The sequence below is a fragment of the Bacillus sp. FSL R5-0585 genome, assembly GCF_038004545.1.
GTDB classification, from domain to species: domain Bacteria; phylum Bacillota; class Bacilli; order Bacillales; family Bacillaceae_G; genus Bacillus_A; species Bacillus_A cereus.
On sequence record NZ_JBBORJ010000001.1, the window covers coordinates 1896556 to 1912760 of the forward strand.

The following is a 16205-nucleotide window of genomic DNA, read 5'->3' on the forward strand; positions in this document are numbered from 1 at the left end:
AATCAAAAAATTAGCGAAGCATCAACCTGAAGGGTTTGTTACCACTTATAAAATATTTTAATTATATAGTAGTATATTTTATTGATAACTCCCCCAATATACAGACATCCTTAGGCGAACAATAGAGTAAAGATTGTTAAAAACTTCACAATATATTCGATAACTTATTGATTTGATTGTTTCTCCCCAAAGATTTTATTTTTAATGGCAATTCCTGTAGGTGTAGCTGCAATACCACCTAAACCTGTCTCTCTTAATTCGCGAGGCATCTGTCTTCCAACTCTATACATGGCTTCAATCACTTCGTCAGCATTGATGAGATTGTTTACGCCAGCTAATGCGATGTCCGCTGCTGCTAAAGCATTTGCCGTTCCAATGGCGTTTCTCTTTACACAAGGAATTTCTACCAAACCAGCGACCGGATCACAAACTAAACCGAGTAAATTTTGTAATGCAATCGAAAAAGCTTCAGAAGATTGCTGTGGCGTTCCACCCGCAGCTTCTACCGCAGCTGCAGCCGCCATCGCTGAGGCACTTCCTACTTCAGCTTGACATCCTCCATACGCTCCTGAAATACAAGCGTTGTTTGCGACTATCGTTCCAAATAACGCTGAAGTGAATAGAAAATGAATCATATCTTCATGACTTAACTGCAACGTATCTTTAATACTAAATAGGACTCCCGGAATCGTCCCACTCGCACCTGCTGTTGGAGTTGCACAAATAGCTCCTAATGCAGCATTTACTTCATTAACACCGATAGCACTTTGAATCCCTAACACCATCAAATCTCCAGAAAGAGTTTTCCTATTTTCTCGATAGTTTTTAATTTTTACAGCATCCCCTCCGGTCAAACCTGTTGGAGAAAATACACCGTCGCCCTCGATACTTTTATTTATTGCATGTTGCATAGTCGCTAAATTTCGTTCCATTTTACTCCATACTTCTTCATAAGAAGTTTTAGTTTGTTTGATTTCCTGTTCGATTGCTAATTCATAAATTTGCTTTTGGCTTTTATTAGCTGCATCCACAATTTCTTTTATGGCCATATGCATATTTTTCACTCCTTAATGTGACTAAAGAATAATAAGATTAGCTATATTGCTTAAATCTCCTAATTCCTTCTGAGCATTACCTGGCAATATCGAATCCAAAGCGAATGCATATAAATATTTTGTTTTATCTTCCAAACTATGAAAGTTGTTAATTTCCACATCATATTGTTTAAAGATCCTGCGTAAAACAAATTCAAAGTCAGCTCTTTCTGAAATCGCAATAACAACTGGCAATGGCCCCTGCAGATTTAAGCTAAATCCATCAATTTCAACATTTTTGACTTCAATCAACCCACCACCGACCGAAATACCCATTACTCTAATACTTCGACTTTCATCCTCTGCATATACATCTGCCGTATTTGGATGACCAGCAGGACTATTACCCAATTGTTCAATAAAGGTAATGTCAATTCCCTTAGACTCTGCTATTTTAATAGCATCTGGCACTTTGCTGTCATCAGCAGCTAAGCCTAATATACCAGCAATAATTGCAAAATCAGTTCCGTGACCTTTATGGGTTTCAGCGAATGATTCATAATACTTTACCACAACTTTTTTGGGAAGACCTTGAAATAATTTATTAGCAACTGTTCCAATAGCCAAAGCACCTGCAGTATGTGAACTTGAAGGGCCTATCATTATGGGCCCAATCACATCAAAACAACTTTTGTATTTAACAATCTTTTTTTCTTTAATAGATGCTACATTCATGTTCATATAAGCACCCCCATAATTTATTATTTTTAGCTGTAGTTGAATCTAAGTTATTAGAATGATCGATTCAAAACAAGTTTTGTTTGATAACGCTTTCTTTATTGAGTTGAATAAACTTCCCTTCTAATCCGCTATCCTCCGTATAGTAATCATATCAGTATGTCCAATTTTAAAAAATTACTGGCAAGTTGTTTAGAATTTTTAATCCAAAACGAGGTTTGATATTTTCTCTAGAGGTAATAAATTGTGTCTCGACGCCCTCATTATAACTTGTATATTTATAAGTTTAATCTTTTTTTATTTTTAGAAAGATCGAATAGACAGAATTTTGAATAGGTAATAAATTATACTTAGTATGTAGCAATTGTGTCCTTTGTTTGAAGCTGTATTAGTTAGTAAAAAAGCAAAAATAACACAGAGTTCCTTTCATAAACACATTGATTATATTGAAAAATCATTATAAAGATACTTATATTGTCTTTTGTTTGAACATCTTGTTTTGAACGGGAAACCTGTTGCAATAAATAATTCATTCAGATGAAAAGGAATACATTAATAAAATTTAAAAACGTTTTAGTATATTAATTATACATTTTGTATAAATATGAATTATCAAAAAAAAACTAACTTCTTATTAGGATCTTAACATAAAGGATACATTCCAAATAACAATGGAGATTCTGCTTTATCAATTTCTTTATACGTCATATTTCCCTCTTTACCTGCAACAGCAACTTGTACTTTTTCATTTGTTTTCACATCTTCTGCACCTATTGCACCACCCGCCAATAATCCTGTACTTAACAGACTATCGTGAACAAAAGTTAGAGAGTTATAGAACAAAATATAATGTGTATGTACATACATTTCTTTTAAAAGAAGTTTTGTAGTATGCAACTGAATTAAAAAAATATAGATTTTTATGACTCTTTTTAGGGGATATAGCAAAGTGAGATCTTTTATATGCACATTGCTATACCGAACTAGATTTCAGCATAGTATTTTTTTGCAACACATTGATTTTTTACCAAACACGTATAAAAACCAACAATATGAAAATAAACGACTGGCTAAAATTTTACTTTCAATAAAATAAAAAAGAACCTGCAAATTTGCAGATTCTCCTGATAATGATTTATATGAGTAAGACTCGAAAATATAATACAATGATTCAAAAATAAGTTCAAGTAAATTCAAAGAACCGGCTAGAGTTCGAGTTCTTTCAGAAATGATGATGTTTTCTAGGCTTCGCAAAGTGAGAAAATACAAGAATATAATACATCGAGATTTAGAGAATTTCAATACTTAAATTAGAGGTTATTTTAATGTGATGTAACATCAGCATTTTGAAGGAATAGCAATGAATACCTTATACATCCCCAGTCTACATAACGCTTTATTATCAGTAGAAAGAAAAAGGAAAATCCCTACTTCCACAATAAATCCGCCTTGCTACTCTATTCATTTTTTGATACATTCCTATCCACCGTTTTAAGGTTCTCTTTTGTACTGTGTTAGCCAAAAAATTGTATAAATCATAATTCGTTTTTCTTCCACCTGTTTCACCCTTTCTACACCCTAGTTTTACAAAATAAGAAGTCATCAAAACTTATATTTATTACTTTCTGTTATCTCCTCTCTCTTGTTCTATGCATAGTCTATCTAAATTTTTATTAGCTACTAAAAAAAGAATTTACAGGACGATTAAAAAAAGCCAAGTGCATTGCACTCGGCTTTATGGTCGATTAAACAATTTTACTTCAGACGTATTAAACTGATGTAGATAGTCTTTAGTAGAAGTATAACCTGAATTCATGAGTGTTTTCTTTTCTTCTTCTGTGATATCAAAATTAAACGACGACGTAAAGAATGTATTAATAAATACAGTGCGGGCAGCATCTTCTTTGGTGGTTTTTCCGCTCTCATGACCTTTGATCATGGTTTGAGACAAATTCCATGCAAAATGAATAAGAGAATGGCCAATATGATGTTCTGTTGAGGTTGCGATATGTTTTAACATGGCAACCTCCGCCTGAGATTCTAAACGGAAACCAAGTGTTTCTTTGTTGTAGACAATTTCATCTGTAGGATCAAAGAAAGATGCATTGTATTTCGTGTGTAAGCTTCTTAGTGTAGAATGATCCTCTATATTGCTTATCAGTTTATTAACCTCGTCAATCGTATCTGTGGTCGTGAAGTGTTCTTCTTTATTCACAAAACTTTTCCGATCAAATAAACGAATTGGGTAGTTATCGAGTACACCTCCGTCTACATAATAATCTTTATCCCATTCCACAGATTTAAAAAAGAATGGGATGGACATCGAAATCCGCACAGCAACTACTAACGGGACATCAGGTGTCGTTTCGCGTGAAAACGTACGAAGCTGGTGTGTAGAAACGTTCGTTCCTTGGAAAAACACGTCTTTTCCTGTTTTGTCATACAACTGCTGAAAAGTTGTGTCCTTACTCCCTGTCCACTTTTCAACGATCTTTCCTACCCACTCAGTGAAGAAATCCCCTTTATAGATACCAAAACCATCAAAAAACAAACGAATGTTATCTTGTACAATCGAAAAATCATCATCTTTAAACGCTTTGAAATTCATGTCTTTGTGGATTTTTACAAGATCTGCGAATGGAATGGAAAGACCTAAAAGTAATGCAGTAATCGCTCCTGCTGAAGTCCCTCCAAATCGTTGTATTTCTGGTAAAATCCCTTCTTCATTTAGTGCACGGATGGCACCTATATAAGCGCTTCCCTTTACCCCGCCACCTTCAAATACTAAGTTACGAAATGGATATGCCATTATATACCTCCAATAAAGAAATTTTCGATCTGTTATAGTATCGGAAGTATATTGAAATATATTCCAAATGGTATTAAGAAAGTTTCATGTCCTCCGATACGTATGGCCGAATTATCTTTATTCAATGGATGAATTGTTTGAAAGAGAAGAAATTTGCTTGGAATGGTAATTTAGTAGGATAGGAAACAGGAAACGGAGTGCATCTTTGGATGCACTGAATAATATCCCCTTTTGAAATCGTATATAACGTAACTTCTTTTCCGATGTCCAAGTAAAATCACGAGTAAGAAATCAAGGAATAATCTACATTTCATAAATCCCGCACTCTCTTTAACATACAATTCAGTGAAATAATTTGTTTCAAATACGTAGAAATATGGTTTAACCAGCAATCAATGATCAGGTCTTCTTACCCTAAGTAAACCTAAATCTATTTGTCTCCATACAGAAAGGAATAAATAGTTTTGTTCCTATTCATGAAATAGTACAATATATGCAAAATTACATATCTAATTAATTGCTTTTAATGTTATATTTTAATAGCGATGAATGCTATTATTTCATAAGTTGTCAACAAGCGTTATGTATGTATGAGAAAAAGGAAGGAGCCAAATAGGCCCCTTCCTTTTTCTACTAATTAACTAAATTACTCTCGGGTAAAAATTTAAATAGTAATGCTCATTTACAGGCGTCTGATTATGCATTAAACATGCTAACTTTGCTTGCTGTCGGAAAAATTAAAAACGATAGCATTAAGCTATTAAGAGACAAAAATTCATCAACACGAAGACAGATTTGTCTTGGCTAGATAAATTTGGTGATAAATACAGGAAATAACTCTTACGATTCAATGATTCTTTTTCCTGCCTTCTCCCCTTGCCACTTCTGTTTCATGACTTGTAAATAGAGATCTTCAAACTCGTTAAAATGGATGCGAAAAACATCTAATGTATCGATATAAGCAGAAATCACATCTTTTTCATTAAAATGGATACCTTCCTGTGCTAAGTCATAGCTATCATTAAGGCTGTATAAATCAAAATATTCTTCTTCCCAATACAGGCCTCTATTTACTAGTAATCGAGTAGAGCAAGTAATCGCTTGTTTAATATTCCATTTCTGAGCTACTAACTTTTCATTTAAGACTGAAAGAAGGATGTTTACCAAGGGTTTTTCATCAACTATGCGGCTATATGACAGTAAAGCCGATTCTATATATATCAGCTTTGCTTTAGACATTAAAGATATCTCCATAATTTCATATGGCGGGTGATCACTTGCTTCAATCAACCTATCGCACCATGAAATAACCTCCTCTCTATTCCAAAGTCCGCAGCCTAGTCCTAATGCATACAAGTGGGCTAAAGTTTGATAAGATTTCAATATGTTTCACCTTCAATTTAACTGTATAGTGGTATTGCATTCATTTTGGAAATAATCACGCTTAGTAATAAATATAATAAGCTGCCCAAACGGACAGCTTATTTGCATTAAAAACACTATACATGAACTTTTGCTTTTTTTCGACGCACAAGCCACCAAACTAAAGATAGCAGTACTAGGGGAAACGGAAATACCTGAATAAAGAAAAATACTTCCCAAAAATCGTGCATCGTACTACCAGGGGAATCTGTTGCCATCCCGCCAATAAAAAAAGACAATGGAATGACAAGTATATTTATACCTAAACTAATCATTAGGAATGATAGATTATTCTTCCAGATTACTGGTAATGCAGCCGCGATTAATAAAACCAATGCAGTACCCAGTATAAGAAACAGTGCTCCAAATAAAAATACAAAGTATAAAATAGCATTGATTAAAGGTTCCACAATAGCCCTCCTAAGGATTCATTCTATAGAAACACTCATGTTATTTAGAAAGTCAGGATGCTATACCTCTTAGTTGTCTTTCAATTTCTTCATCGCTATAGTCTTCATTTATCTGCTTAGAATACTTAATCTACTTGCTTATATTCTGGACTGCGTTAGGACATATGTTTCTATTGTACAACCAGCTAGCAAGAAACCCACACTTATCCCTGCTAATACGGTACCTTTAAAGGCTCTGTTCATATTCATTTGCCCCTTTTATCTTTTCGTATTTTTTCTCTATCCATAGACAGTCCATTATGAACGTTTTCATTATAAGTATTGTCTGCTGTTACTGTTTTACTTTCCTTACTATCTGTTTCGGCACTGCTTCTTCTCGTTTACCGTTTCAGTATTACGCTTCAATTCGCATTATCATCACATAAAAAGGACATACCTATTCATATATACCCCTTTATTATTTTATATTGAAATAAATAATGGTTCAAAGTTATTTTGTGAAAATCATACAAAAATTAATAATTCATCGATTACCCAACAATAGATAATATGGATAAAGAAAAAATACTAGAGAATATCACATTGTAGTAGTCTCTAGTATTTTTTCATAGTATTTTAGCGGCTATGCAATACGGAGGGAGAAAAAAGGACCTCTTACGGAAAGATAAGAGGTCATCAAGAAAATAAAAATGTTGTATTTGAAACACGCGAGTTTCTAATTCACATCATAACACAATATATCCATATATTCAATATATACATTTAAGATAAGGAATATTACATCATTAAAGATTACGGTGAACCAGGAGATAGTGCTGAAAATGAACCTACTTTGCGCAACATTTTCCCGAAAAAGCATGCGGATGTCGCACCTGCTAAGACATTTTGAATAATCTTTGCAGCTGCTACATCAACGGGTAATTTACTGTATTTCCAATCTAGAGAATCAATTGTCCAATCCCATACTTTTAAAACTAGTGCAATAGATCTTTTTAATTACATACTTAATTTATTTTTTAATGTCCAATATTTTTCTCCATTAGCTTTAAAAGAGAATTCTACCCATCCATTTGGATCTTCACGATAAATAAAGATGGTTGTTCCAGGGGTTACTGTACCAACTTTATTCTCCTCGACAGCTACATCTGGTCTACTTTTAATTTTTAAATTAAATGGATAAGGTACCTGGTAGTAAGCAGCTGATGATACAACATTTGAGCTTGAACCGTCTGCATACATTTTATATGGAATTTCATTCGATAACGCGTCGACATCTAATGTTTCAGGATTCTTTGGTAATTTTTTTGCATATGTATAGTCTTCTACATGAAACGGTTTAATACGTTCCATAATACCCGCAATTTTCTTAGCCCAGCCTTTATCTGATGCATATTTCACATTCATGCCAGTTAATGTTGGGCCGTTATAATACATACCACTTTCTTCCAAATATCTTTCTCGTACATAATTAGCGTTATAAGCAACGCTATCCCCGTAGCTTGGTAAATATTTTGCATATTTAAACGGATCTCCATCATATGCACGTAGACCGAATAGATTATGTTTTTGATATGCGATTTCTGATTTTCCGTATCCAGATTCTAAAATCGCATGCGCTGCTAAATAATGAGCACTCACGCCATATTGATTTTGCGCATTGATAAAATCTTGCCCATGTCCAACTAAAGGACTATCTGAGTGATATTTCGCAATAAACCTATCAATCTCTTGAGCTGTAATTTTCGAAGCCACTGTTAAATTTAAATCTTCATATGAGGTAGCAGTAATAACCTCTTTTTCATCGTTTAAATTTTGTTGTAACATATCTGTTTTTGCAGTAAGTTGAGCAGCTTCAGCACGTGTTATAAATCTATTTGGTTGCCAACCGTTCTCGGTACCATTAGAGATTTTTAAATCTATTAAAATATTGGCATATTTTTCTCCCCAATGCCCTTTTAAATCTTCAAATCTAACCTGATCATTATGATTTGGTGTGCTTTGTAGTTTATATGCATTTACTAGCATCGTAGCCATAGCAGCGCGAGTTACTTTTCCGGATGGATTGAAGATTCCATTACCTTCACCTTTAACAATCCCAGCTTTTTCAGCAGCAGCAATATAAGGAGTAGCCCAGTGGTTTTGTGAATCTGAAAAAGATGGTTTTGCATTAGGATCAATTTGTATACCTAAAACTTTTGTCATAATTTTTGTAGCCGAAGCTCTGTCTAATGAGTCATTTGAACCAAAAGTTCCATCTGGATAACCATTTAATACCTGTTTATCAACTAAATAATTAACGGATTTATCAGCCCATGTAGGAACATCAGGAAATTTATGAGTATCTGCTAAAATATTAGAAGAATAGGATAATATAGCTCCTGCAAGGATACCTGTTGCAATTAATTTGTGCTTCATTAAAATAAACACCTCTACCATTGTATTTATCAAATTGAAATTTTCTATTTTTATATTTACATGTTTGTAATAATAATAAAATCGTATTATCACGCATTTTATCACGCATTCAATTTGATGTAACGAGTATAGTTACTTATATACACAAGTGTCAATGAATTTCTTTTACAAAAATGCATAATTTTTACATTATTTTGTAATTGAATTATGTATAAATTTTGTAAAGGACCTTTTGATAGATTTTACCTGAATAAATCTCTTTAGTTGTTAATTTGCCAATCTTTCTTGTTTACTATTAATCAATTAAAAAAAGAATTTTTTTGTTTAAGAGCTACTTTAAAATCTTAAGTTGATGGATGTGTGAACGTACCGCTACTAAAATTCTTGCTTTTAAATCATTATTACTGTATTATATTTACGTATCAATATAAGGATTATATTATATAAAAAGGAATGAAATCTATAAGTAAGATTTAAATCCTTTTCGAAATCAAAAAGACTTTGTCAAAATCTAATATAATTTATGCTTGTCTTTTTAATAGGTATCTAGTAAAAACATATTTTTTATCCATAGAATTCTGTTTTCAATGATAGGAATTAGTGTTCTAAACAAGAAACCGTACAAAGTGATCTGAAAAACCTGAGAGATATTGTATGTAGTTTGCTCATCTCCAGGTACTACAATAAAAGAGCCTTACCTTTCTAGGCAAGACTCTACTAGTTTAGTTGTATACTATTTACATGATAACTAAGAAACAGAAAACATATAACACCAAATAACAGCACCCTATTACTCCTCCTACAGCTAATACCTGTTTAACCCAACTCTTAAATTTTTGATTACTGTAAATCGCTTGCACTCTTTCCATATTTCCTCCTATTAAGCAGAACCCTTAAAGACTCTCACCTCGCTATAGTACCATTAAAAAATGAATAATAGAGATCTAATGTATAAATATGCAATATTGCATACGAAAATATATTGTTATAATTGTAAGCGCTTACTATAATAAGGTTATAAAGATTTATTACATCTTAATACGAAAAAGAGGAGAGAATAATATGGAAATCGCAATGGCAGTTTTAAAATTTATAGGTGGAGCAATCCCATTAATTCAAGAACTACTAAAAGCATTTATGTAAATTCACTATTTAGCAATTATTTATAAAAATTATCATACAAATGATCTGTATATAAAAAATGAATTGGTTTACAGATCATTTGCGTGATCAAGGTCCCTTTAACATGACTAAGGGGCCTTTTTAAAATTTTTAAATAATTAAGGTTACGTCACGATCAAGTTAGCAAAATAAAATGAAACTTTAACTTGATGGTGATGGGGTAACAGTTGTGATTTAGAGATAAGATCAGATTATACAAAGTTTTGCACGTCAGCGATACTGAAAATAAACTTCGCCTTTAGTAGCAAGAATCCCCAATAAAGATAGTCAACTTGCCTATTTAGGAATAAGAGTGTCAATTTAAATGATGCATTCTGAAACACTACTCTTCTTCTAAAATAGCGTAATAATATTCATCCCACCATTCATTCCCATGTGGTATACACTTCCTGAAATAGCCTTCTCTTCTCATTCCAATCTTCTCCATTACTCGATATGATGGGGTATTTTGTGGCTGACATGTAGCTATAATCCTATGTAATTTCATTTCCTTAAAGCCATATTTCAATGTAGCTTGTGCTGCTTCAGAAGCATATCCTTTATTGAAATATTTAGGATTGAACACCCAACCAATCTCATATGTATGCTCACCAAAATATTTATGAAAAACTATATGACCAATCAGGATATCTTTATCAATTAATACTACAGGAAAGTTCTTAGCGTTTTCACCAATGTTTTCATTCACAAAGTTTCTTGTATTTTCTTCAGTAAAAACCCCTTCAGGTATGTATTTCATAACATTGATATCTGATGTATACTCATGAACAGCTTGCCAATCTTTGAACTCAAATTTCCGTATTAATAACCTTTCTGTTTTTATAAACATTTACTTTTCCCCCTCAAAAAATTACAACTATATTTGAAATCCACATTTACCCCTTAAAACAAAAAAACTTGTAGGAATCTCTACAAGTTCTTTTTAGTTTAAGGCGAATATAAGGACCAAACAAACTATCTTACAAATTGACCGTAGAAACTTCAAGGGTAATGCTTTGACAAATATATTATATAACAAATATTAACATCTACAGAATTTATTTTTGAAAATTATGTGAATTAATAAATAAAACAGTTTTTTCTTAGATATTATTGTTAATAACTGGGTATCATTATATTTCATTCTGCAACTTATTTAGAAGAGCTATGTACATTTCGAAGAAGTTCTTCAATAAGTTTTGTTTTTTCATTTACCTTTGCGGCATATTTGAAATCACCATAACAATATGGATACCTAAAATTATTTTTATTTCCACCACAAGTGTACATTGCTGGATTTTGATCAACTTTCATCTTAGAAAATTTTTTGGCTGAATCCTCCGAGTGTTGTTTAACTTCTTGACTAGCAATAAAATCAATATACCCTGGCCCCATATTATAGCTTTGAATAATTGTATCCATGCTAACATCTTTTTCCGTTCCATACTTGTACATTTTAACAAAGTGCTTTACCCCTTGTTTAATGCTCAAGCTTGTCTCTTGAATTTCATTTGGCTTTAATCCAAGTGATTCGGATGACTGCATAGGGTCGTTTCCCTCACCTCTACTCTCTTGATACATAATTCCTAATAAAATTGGTGTTTTCTCTCTTAAATTATATTTTTCTAATTCTTTTTTTAAGGTAGACTCATATTGCAATACACGTTTTTCGGTGGCTAGCGCTTTATTTTGTTGAATATTGGTTTTATGATTAAAATATAGCATTCCAAGTATTGTTCCTAAGCCTAAAATACTAATAAGGAACACTTTTATAATTTGTTTTTTACTTGTATCCTTCATATATTCCTCCTCGTATAAAAAATTTAATTTTTCAAAGGTAATTGGTTATTTACAAACTATGTAATGAACATCTATCTCCCACCCTTTTAGACTCATACATCAATACTTTAAGGTTTCAAGTTTAATATAAAAATTTAAAGATAAGGTAAAGATAAGATAAAGATAAGATAAAGGGCATTTTTTATACGTACTTTAAAAGATATTGGTACAAAGGGATATGTGGGGAAATTTGTTGATATAAAAGGAATTAGTAATAATGGAAAGGTTAACGTACAAATTATTAATTATGGAAATATCATTCCAGAAGATCTACCCTATCTTTTCAATATACTTCATATAAAAAATTACAACATAACATATAATAAAAAACGGCAAACCCTCGACGTAGGAGAATCCACCATCACAAATAAATGATTATTTCACACCTAGTTTTTCTTTTACTTTCTTAGGAAGCTTGTCTTCCTGCACTTCCTCCCAAGCTGTTACACCTTTTTTATCTAAATGATATACACGTAGGAATAGACCTACGCTACCTTCTTTCTTCACCTTCCCATAGAATTTGTTAACATTATCATCTTTCTCCTAACTAACATCTGTTACTTTTACTAATTTCATATGAGAAATCCCCTCCAAATGTACATACTAAGAATGAGATTTGATAGAAGATGCTTGTCTACATTTTGACTTTTCCAAAATACGAATAATATACCATTTGTTAATGGTCTGACTCGACTTTTCCTATTGAAACTGGAATATTTGGTCAAATATATTAAACACACAAATAACTTGATATCGTATCTCATGATTTTTAAGAATAATTCTGTTTTTCATTGTAGTAGTAAGGTTGTTTATCTCATATTGAATTACCTTTCATTTTTCTTACAAGCTCGCAATATTTTTGAAAATACAGTTTATAAAGCCGAGAATTATGATTTTTTCAGAGATAGCATTGAGGGGGGTTTCATATGCACTGTACTATACTCCCGTACAGGTTTCATTTACAATTCATTGTATTTTCTTTACCGTTCACCAAGTTAAAATGGAACAAATTTATTACTTAGAGTGTCTATTATGTGTATTCCTAAAAATATGAAAGGACTTATTATTCCCAAAAGTAAAGTGATGTAAAAAAAGTGTGTATTGAAATACTTCATTTAAACGTTACGAGTTTAATACTTTCACAGGTAAACTATTACGAGTGTAAGCAAAAAAGAAACACCCTAAACAGTAACCGTTCATTCATATAAACGCTTTGGTTCTGCTTATCCTGTTAAAATTCAACTTCAGAAGTATTGGTATCCAACACCCACTTTAATTAACATCGGTATTTAAAATACCAAAACAAAATCCATATATCGTTGAAAGAGGTTGAAAATTCATGTACGTTTTAAACAAGTTCTTTACCTACAAAAAGATTGTACCTGTCGTATTACTTTCATGTGTAACACTAATAGGGTGTTCTAATAGTAATACTCCATCTGAACTACCTAAGCAAACAAAACAAATAAAGCAAATTAAACAAGAAAATACACGTCATGATTCTTTTGCTAAGCTTGAAAAAGAATATAATGCTAAGCTTGGTATTTATGCTCTGGATACAGGTACAAATCAAACTGTTGCTTATCATCCAAATGATCGTTTTGCATTTGCCTCTACATCTAAATCATTAGCAGCGGGAGCTCTTTTACGTCAGAACTCAATAGAAGCTCTTGATGAAAGGATTACGTATACGCGTGAAGACCTTTCTAATTATAATCCAATTACAGAAAAGCATGTGGATACAGGAATGACGTTAAAAGAACTTGCAGATGCTTCTGTTCGATATAGTGACAGTACGGCACATAATTTAATTCTTAAAAAATTAGGTGGTCCATCCGCATTTGAAAAAATCTTGAGAGAAACGGGAGATACGGTTACTAAATCTGAACGATTTGAACCTGAATTAAATGAAGTACATCCTGGAGAAACGCGCGATACCAGTACACCAGAAGCGATCGCTAAGACACTTCAATCATTTACATTAGGATCTGCACTTCCAACAGAGAAACGTGAATTATTAGTAGATTGGATGAAGAGAAATACGACTGGTGATAAGTTGATTCGTGCGGGCGTACCAAAAGGATGGGAAGTAGCTGATAAAACAGGCGCAGGATCTTATGGAACAAGGAATGATATTGCGATTATTTGGCCACCAAATAAAAAGCCAATTGTTCTTGCCATCCTTTCTAATCATGATAAAGAAGATGCAGAATATGATGATAAGCTTATTGCTGACGCGACTAAAGTCGTATTAGATACTTTAAAAGTTACGAATAAAAACTAATAAATTAATAGTTTTCCGTGTTAGGGAGTATATTCTCTGATAAGAGTAACCATACATGAACGTCAAATGATGTTAGAAAACGAAAAAACACGCAGTTCCATTTGGAGTTGCGTGTTTTTATTTTGCTAATTTATTGGGGATAACCGCTTGTGTCATCCAGTGCTGATTGGATTGCACATGGTCTTTTCGAACAAATTTCCCTACGGATTTTGAAAAATCATTATAGTGAAACGCATCCATTAATCTAAGTACATACCCTTCCTGAATTCCTCCAAAGAGTGAAGTACCGTTGTAGCACGAACGAATTACCTTTTCATTATAGGGGCCACGATATAACACTGGAACGTGTGCAAGGCCTAACTTTTTACACCATGCAACTGTTGCATCCCACGATAAACATTCATTTTTCTCATTCCATATTGAAAAGACATAAAAATAGGAAGTCAGTGCTGTGTAGTGAATGCTATGACAAGCATATACATTTTCACCACATATACGCCAGCCTTCTGGAATTCTATACCCCATACTTCCTTGTAACGTTTTTACCCATGTTCTCGATGGGTGATGACCACTTGATAACGACCTTGCATGAATAGCATCTTTATAAAGGGATGTATTTTCACCATCTAACTTTTCTAGTACGATTACTTCTTGAGTTTCAAATCCGTCCATATTTTGTAGAACACAGTCATCACTTGTTACCCCTATCGACCAAGGAACGTGCAATGTTCGTGGATATTTACAAGCATTTTTTCCCTTCTCTACTTCACAAATGCATCTGCATCTCGGAAAAAATATAATTTCGTAAGCATCTCATCACCGCAGTAATGATAGATTTCACGTGCTGCCTCTTCCCCGCCATGTAACATCTTCATATGAAACTCTGTAATCATTAATACTTTCTCAATAAACTCCCATTCGAAACCAAGTTCCATTAAAAAGTGGCAAGCGATGTGAGTACTGACATATTCGTGACCATAATACGAATGGTACCCTTTGAGCTTTTTAAATACACGGCAAAACGGTTTACCTGTATCATGGAATGCTGCAGCACTTTGCAGAAGAAATAAATCTTCCCCTACATAATTCTCTGTTAAATGAGCGTATACCATATATGTGTGCTGACATAATGGTAAAGAATGATAGGGGTTTCCTTGATTATATTGAAACATATCAGAAAAGAACGGGATGTTCTTCATGACAAATTGAACACCACACCCATGCGTCTCCTCCTGTTTCACCATTACAGTTTACTCTAAGTCCCGCTTTACTTGTTCGTTTATGGTTTCTTGTAGTTCGAATAAGACGATGCACAATCCGCTCTGATTTTATGTAATCTATTAGCTTGAATCGTTACTTAAATATAAAGGGTGTCTCGGAAACCTATCCTTTTTTTCCTAAGGCAGTGTAAATCGTAACCTCTGAATAACTCATGAATATCTTTATACCAATTGTGATATCTACAATTTTCTCCCCAAGCAGCAATCAACATATTTTCCATTAAAGTTTTTTATTTCCAATATTTCATCTAACTTCGTACGATTAATTACTTCCTGTAGTAGTCTTTCTACTGTATCTATTTTTATCTCATTTGGTTTTCTCAATATTTTTCACTTCTATTTTTTGATTGTTATGACTGGCACCTGCTCGGTGTCGGAAACTTCACTGTAACCATAATAAAGTAGAAAAAACAATAAAATAATTGTCCAAATAAATATAAAAACTTTATAACTATACTTCATATGAAAAACCTCATTTTCCCTATATAAGTGAATGTACATACACCTTATAAATCCAATTACATAAATTATTGGATATTTTAGCAGTAGAGAATCATTAAGTATTAGAAATTGTTATTCATAAACATATCCAAGAAATCTTCTAAAAAATATCATCTAGGCATTTTAACATTTTATCAAAATGCACAGATAATATTTTTACGTTTAGCTAAGTAATGCTTTTTATGTAATAAATCCTTATCTCTATTTCACCTTAATTTTTATATGTACAAGAGTCTGTGTAGCAACTAGACTGTACTTTAAATATGTACTAAATTGTGTGTGGGAAAGGAAGCACATTTTATTTAAAGTTTT

The 16205-nt window shown here is 32.7% G+C and carries 13 protein-coding genes and 3 pseudogenes; 3 read left to right on the top strand and 13 right to left on the bottom strand.

Features of this window, described 5'->3' with window-relative positions:
* Window positions 1–164 precede the first annotated feature (164 nt).
* The 6 genes from sdaAA to MKY38_RS09820 form a co-directional block, all read right to left on the bottom strand.
* A complete protein-coding gene (gene sdaAA, locus MKY38_RS09795) occupies window positions 165–1055 on the bottom strand; it encodes an L-serine ammonia-lyase, iron-sulfur-dependent, subunit alpha (protein WP_000550892.1) in 891 nt (296 codons plus the stop codon).
* A gap of 21 nt (window positions 1056–1076) precedes the next feature.
* Window positions 1077–1775: a serine dehydratase beta chain gene (locus MKY38_RS09800; RefSeq protein ID WP_001056999.1), complete on the bottom strand. Its 699-nt coding sequence runs from the start codon at window positions 1773–1775 to the stop codon at window positions 1077–1079.
* Between the two features lie 639 nt (window positions 1776–2414).
* The gene (locus tag MKY38_RS09805) at window positions 2415–2669 is read right to left on the bottom strand and encodes a hypothetical protein (RefSeq protein WP_000557543.1); all 255 of its coding nucleotides are present in this window, start codon (window positions 2667–2669) and stop codon (window positions 2415–2417) included.
* Window positions 2670–3507: 838 nt separating this feature from the next.
* On the bottom strand, window positions 3508–4581 hold the full coding sequence (locus MKY38_RS09810) for a patatin-like phospholipase family protein (RefSeq protein ID WP_000331137.1): 1074 nt from the start codon (window positions 4579–4581) through the stop codon (window positions 3508–3510).
* Window positions 4582–5421: 840 nt separating this feature from the next.
* On the bottom strand, window positions 5422–5964 hold the full coding sequence (locus tag MKY38_RS09815; RefSeq protein WP_000844538.1) for a hypothetical protein: 543 nt from the start codon (window positions 5962–5964) through the stop codon (window positions 5422–5424).
* A gap of 116 nt (window positions 5965–6080) precedes the next feature.
* The gene (locus tag MKY38_RS09820; RefSeq protein WP_000433520.1) at window positions 6081–6413 is read right to left on the bottom strand and encodes a hypothetical protein; all 333 of its coding nucleotides are present in this window, start codon (window positions 6411–6413) and stop codon (window positions 6081–6083) included.
* A gap of 778 nt (window positions 6414–7191) precedes the next feature.
* Between MKY38_RS09820 and MKY38_RS29290 the strand changes: the two are divergent.
* Window positions 7192–7284: pseudogene (locus tag MKY38_RS29290) on the top strand (peptidase M56); the annotation flags it as partial.
* Here MKY38_RS29290 and MKY38_RS09825 read toward each other — a convergent pair.
* Both MKY38_RS09825 and MKY38_RS09830 read right to left on the bottom strand, forming a co-directional pair.
* Window positions 7272–7385, bottom strand: a pseudogene (locus MKY38_RS09825) (polysaccharide deacetylase); the annotation flags it as partial. The pseudogenes MKY38_RS29290 and MKY38_RS09825 overlap by 13 nt on opposite strands.
* Window positions 7386–7409: 24 nt before the next feature.
* Window positions 7410–8828 carry an S-layer homology domain-containing protein gene (locus MKY38_RS09830; protein ID WP_341048846.1) on the bottom strand — a complete coding sequence of 473 codons (1419 nt, stop codon included), beginning with the start codon at window positions 8826–8828 and terminating at the stop codon, window positions 7410–7412.
* A gap of 957 nt (window positions 8829–9785) precedes the next feature.
* On the opposite strand from MKY38_RS09830, the gene MKY38_RS09835 reads away from it, so the two are divergent.
* Window positions 9786–9971: a hypothetical protein gene (locus MKY38_RS09835; RefSeq protein ID WP_002005090.1), complete on the top strand. Its 186-nt coding sequence runs from the start codon at window positions 9786–9788 to the stop codon at window positions 9969–9971.
* Between the two features lie 361 nt (window positions 9972–10332).
* Here MKY38_RS09835 and MKY38_RS09840 read toward each other — a convergent pair whose 3' ends face one another.
* The 3 genes and pseudogenes from MKY38_RS09840 to MKY38_RS09850 form a co-directional block, all read right to left on the bottom strand.
* Complete coding sequence (locus tag MKY38_RS09840; RefSeq protein WP_000470146.1) at window positions 10333–10839, bottom strand: GNAT family N-acetyltransferase; 507 nt, start codon at window positions 10837–10839, stop codon at window positions 10333–10335.
* Between the two features lie 302 nt (window positions 10840–11141).
* Window positions 11142–11789 carry a lysozyme family protein gene (locus tag MKY38_RS09845; protein ID WP_114556120.1) on the bottom strand — a complete coding sequence of 216 codons (648 nt, stop codon included), beginning with the start codon at window positions 11787–11789 and terminating at the stop codon, window positions 11142–11144.
* Window positions 11790–12203: 414 nt separating this feature from the next.
* Window positions 12204–12308 (bottom strand): annotated as a pseudogene (locus MKY38_RS09850) (YxeA family protein); the annotation flags it as partial.
* Window positions 12309–13167: 859 nt separating this feature from the next.
* On the opposite strand from MKY38_RS09850, the gene blaIII reads away from it, so the two are divergent.
* Window positions 13168–14112, top strand: a complete 945-nt coding sequence (blaIII, locus tag MKY38_RS09855) for a class A beta-lactamase BlaIII (protein WP_000289419.1) — start codon at window positions 13168–13170, stop codon at window positions 14110–14112.
* Between the two features lie 117 nt (window positions 14113–14229).
* Here blaIII and MKY38_RS09860 read toward each other — a convergent pair whose 3' ends face one another.
* Together MKY38_RS09860 and MKY38_RS09865 are read right to left on the bottom strand one after the other, a co-directional pair.
* The gene (locus MKY38_RS09860; protein ID WP_000348598.1) at window positions 14230–14784 is read right to left on the bottom strand and encodes an RNA ligase family protein; all 555 of its coding nucleotides are present in this window, start codon (window positions 14782–14784) and stop codon (window positions 14230–14232) included.
* A gap of 89 nt (window positions 14785–14873) precedes the next feature.
* Window positions 14874–15356, bottom strand: a complete 483-nt coding sequence (locus MKY38_RS09865; RefSeq protein ID WP_065223726.1) for an HD domain-containing protein — start codon at window positions 15354–15356, stop codon at window positions 14874–14876.
* Window positions 15357–16205 lie beyond the last annotated feature (849 nt).

What these genes read in the sequence shown, in the direction of transcription:
- sdaAA (WP_000550892.1), bottom strand. Translation starts at nt 1,055, where the DNA reads ATGCATATGGCCATAAAAGAAATTGTGGATGCAGCTAATAAAAGCCAA.
- MKY38_RS09800 (WP_001056999.1), bottom strand. Translation starts at nt 1,775, where the DNA reads ATGAACATGAATGTAGCATCTATTAAAGAAAAAAAGATTGTTAAATAC.
- MKY38_RS09810 (WP_000331137.1), bottom strand. Translation starts at nt 4,581, where the DNA reads ATGGCATATCCATTTCGTAACTTAGTATTTGAAGGTGGCGGGGTAAAG.
- MKY38_RS09830 (WP_341048846.1), bottom strand. Translation starts at nt 8,828, where the DNA reads ATGAAGCACAAATTAATTGCAACAGGTATCCTTGCAGGAGCTATATTA.
- MKY38_RS09835 (WP_002005090.1), top strand. Translation starts at nt 9,786, where the DNA reads ATGCAATATTGCATACGAAAATATATTGTTATAATTGTAAGCGCTTAC.
- MKY38_RS09840 (WP_000470146.1), bottom strand. Translation starts at nt 10,839, where the DNA reads ATGTTTATAAAAACAGAAAGGTTATTAATACGGAAATTTGAGTTCAAA.
- MKY38_RS09845 (WP_114556120.1), bottom strand. Translation starts at nt 11,789, where the DNA reads ATGAAGGATACAAGTAAAAAACAAATTATAAAAGTGTTCCTTATTAGT.
- blaIII (WP_000289419.1), top strand. Translation starts at nt 13,168, where the DNA reads ATGTACGTTTTAAACAAGTTCTTTACCTACAAAAAGATTGTACCTGTC.
- MKY38_RS09860 (WP_000348598.1), bottom strand. Translation starts at nt 14,784, where the DNA reads ATGGACGGATTTGAAACTCAAGAAGTAATCGTACTAGAAAAGTTAGAT.
- MKY38_RS09865 (WP_065223726.1), bottom strand. Translation starts at nt 15,356, where the DNA reads ATGGTGAAACAGGAGGAGACGCATGGGTGTGGTGTTCAATTTGTCATG.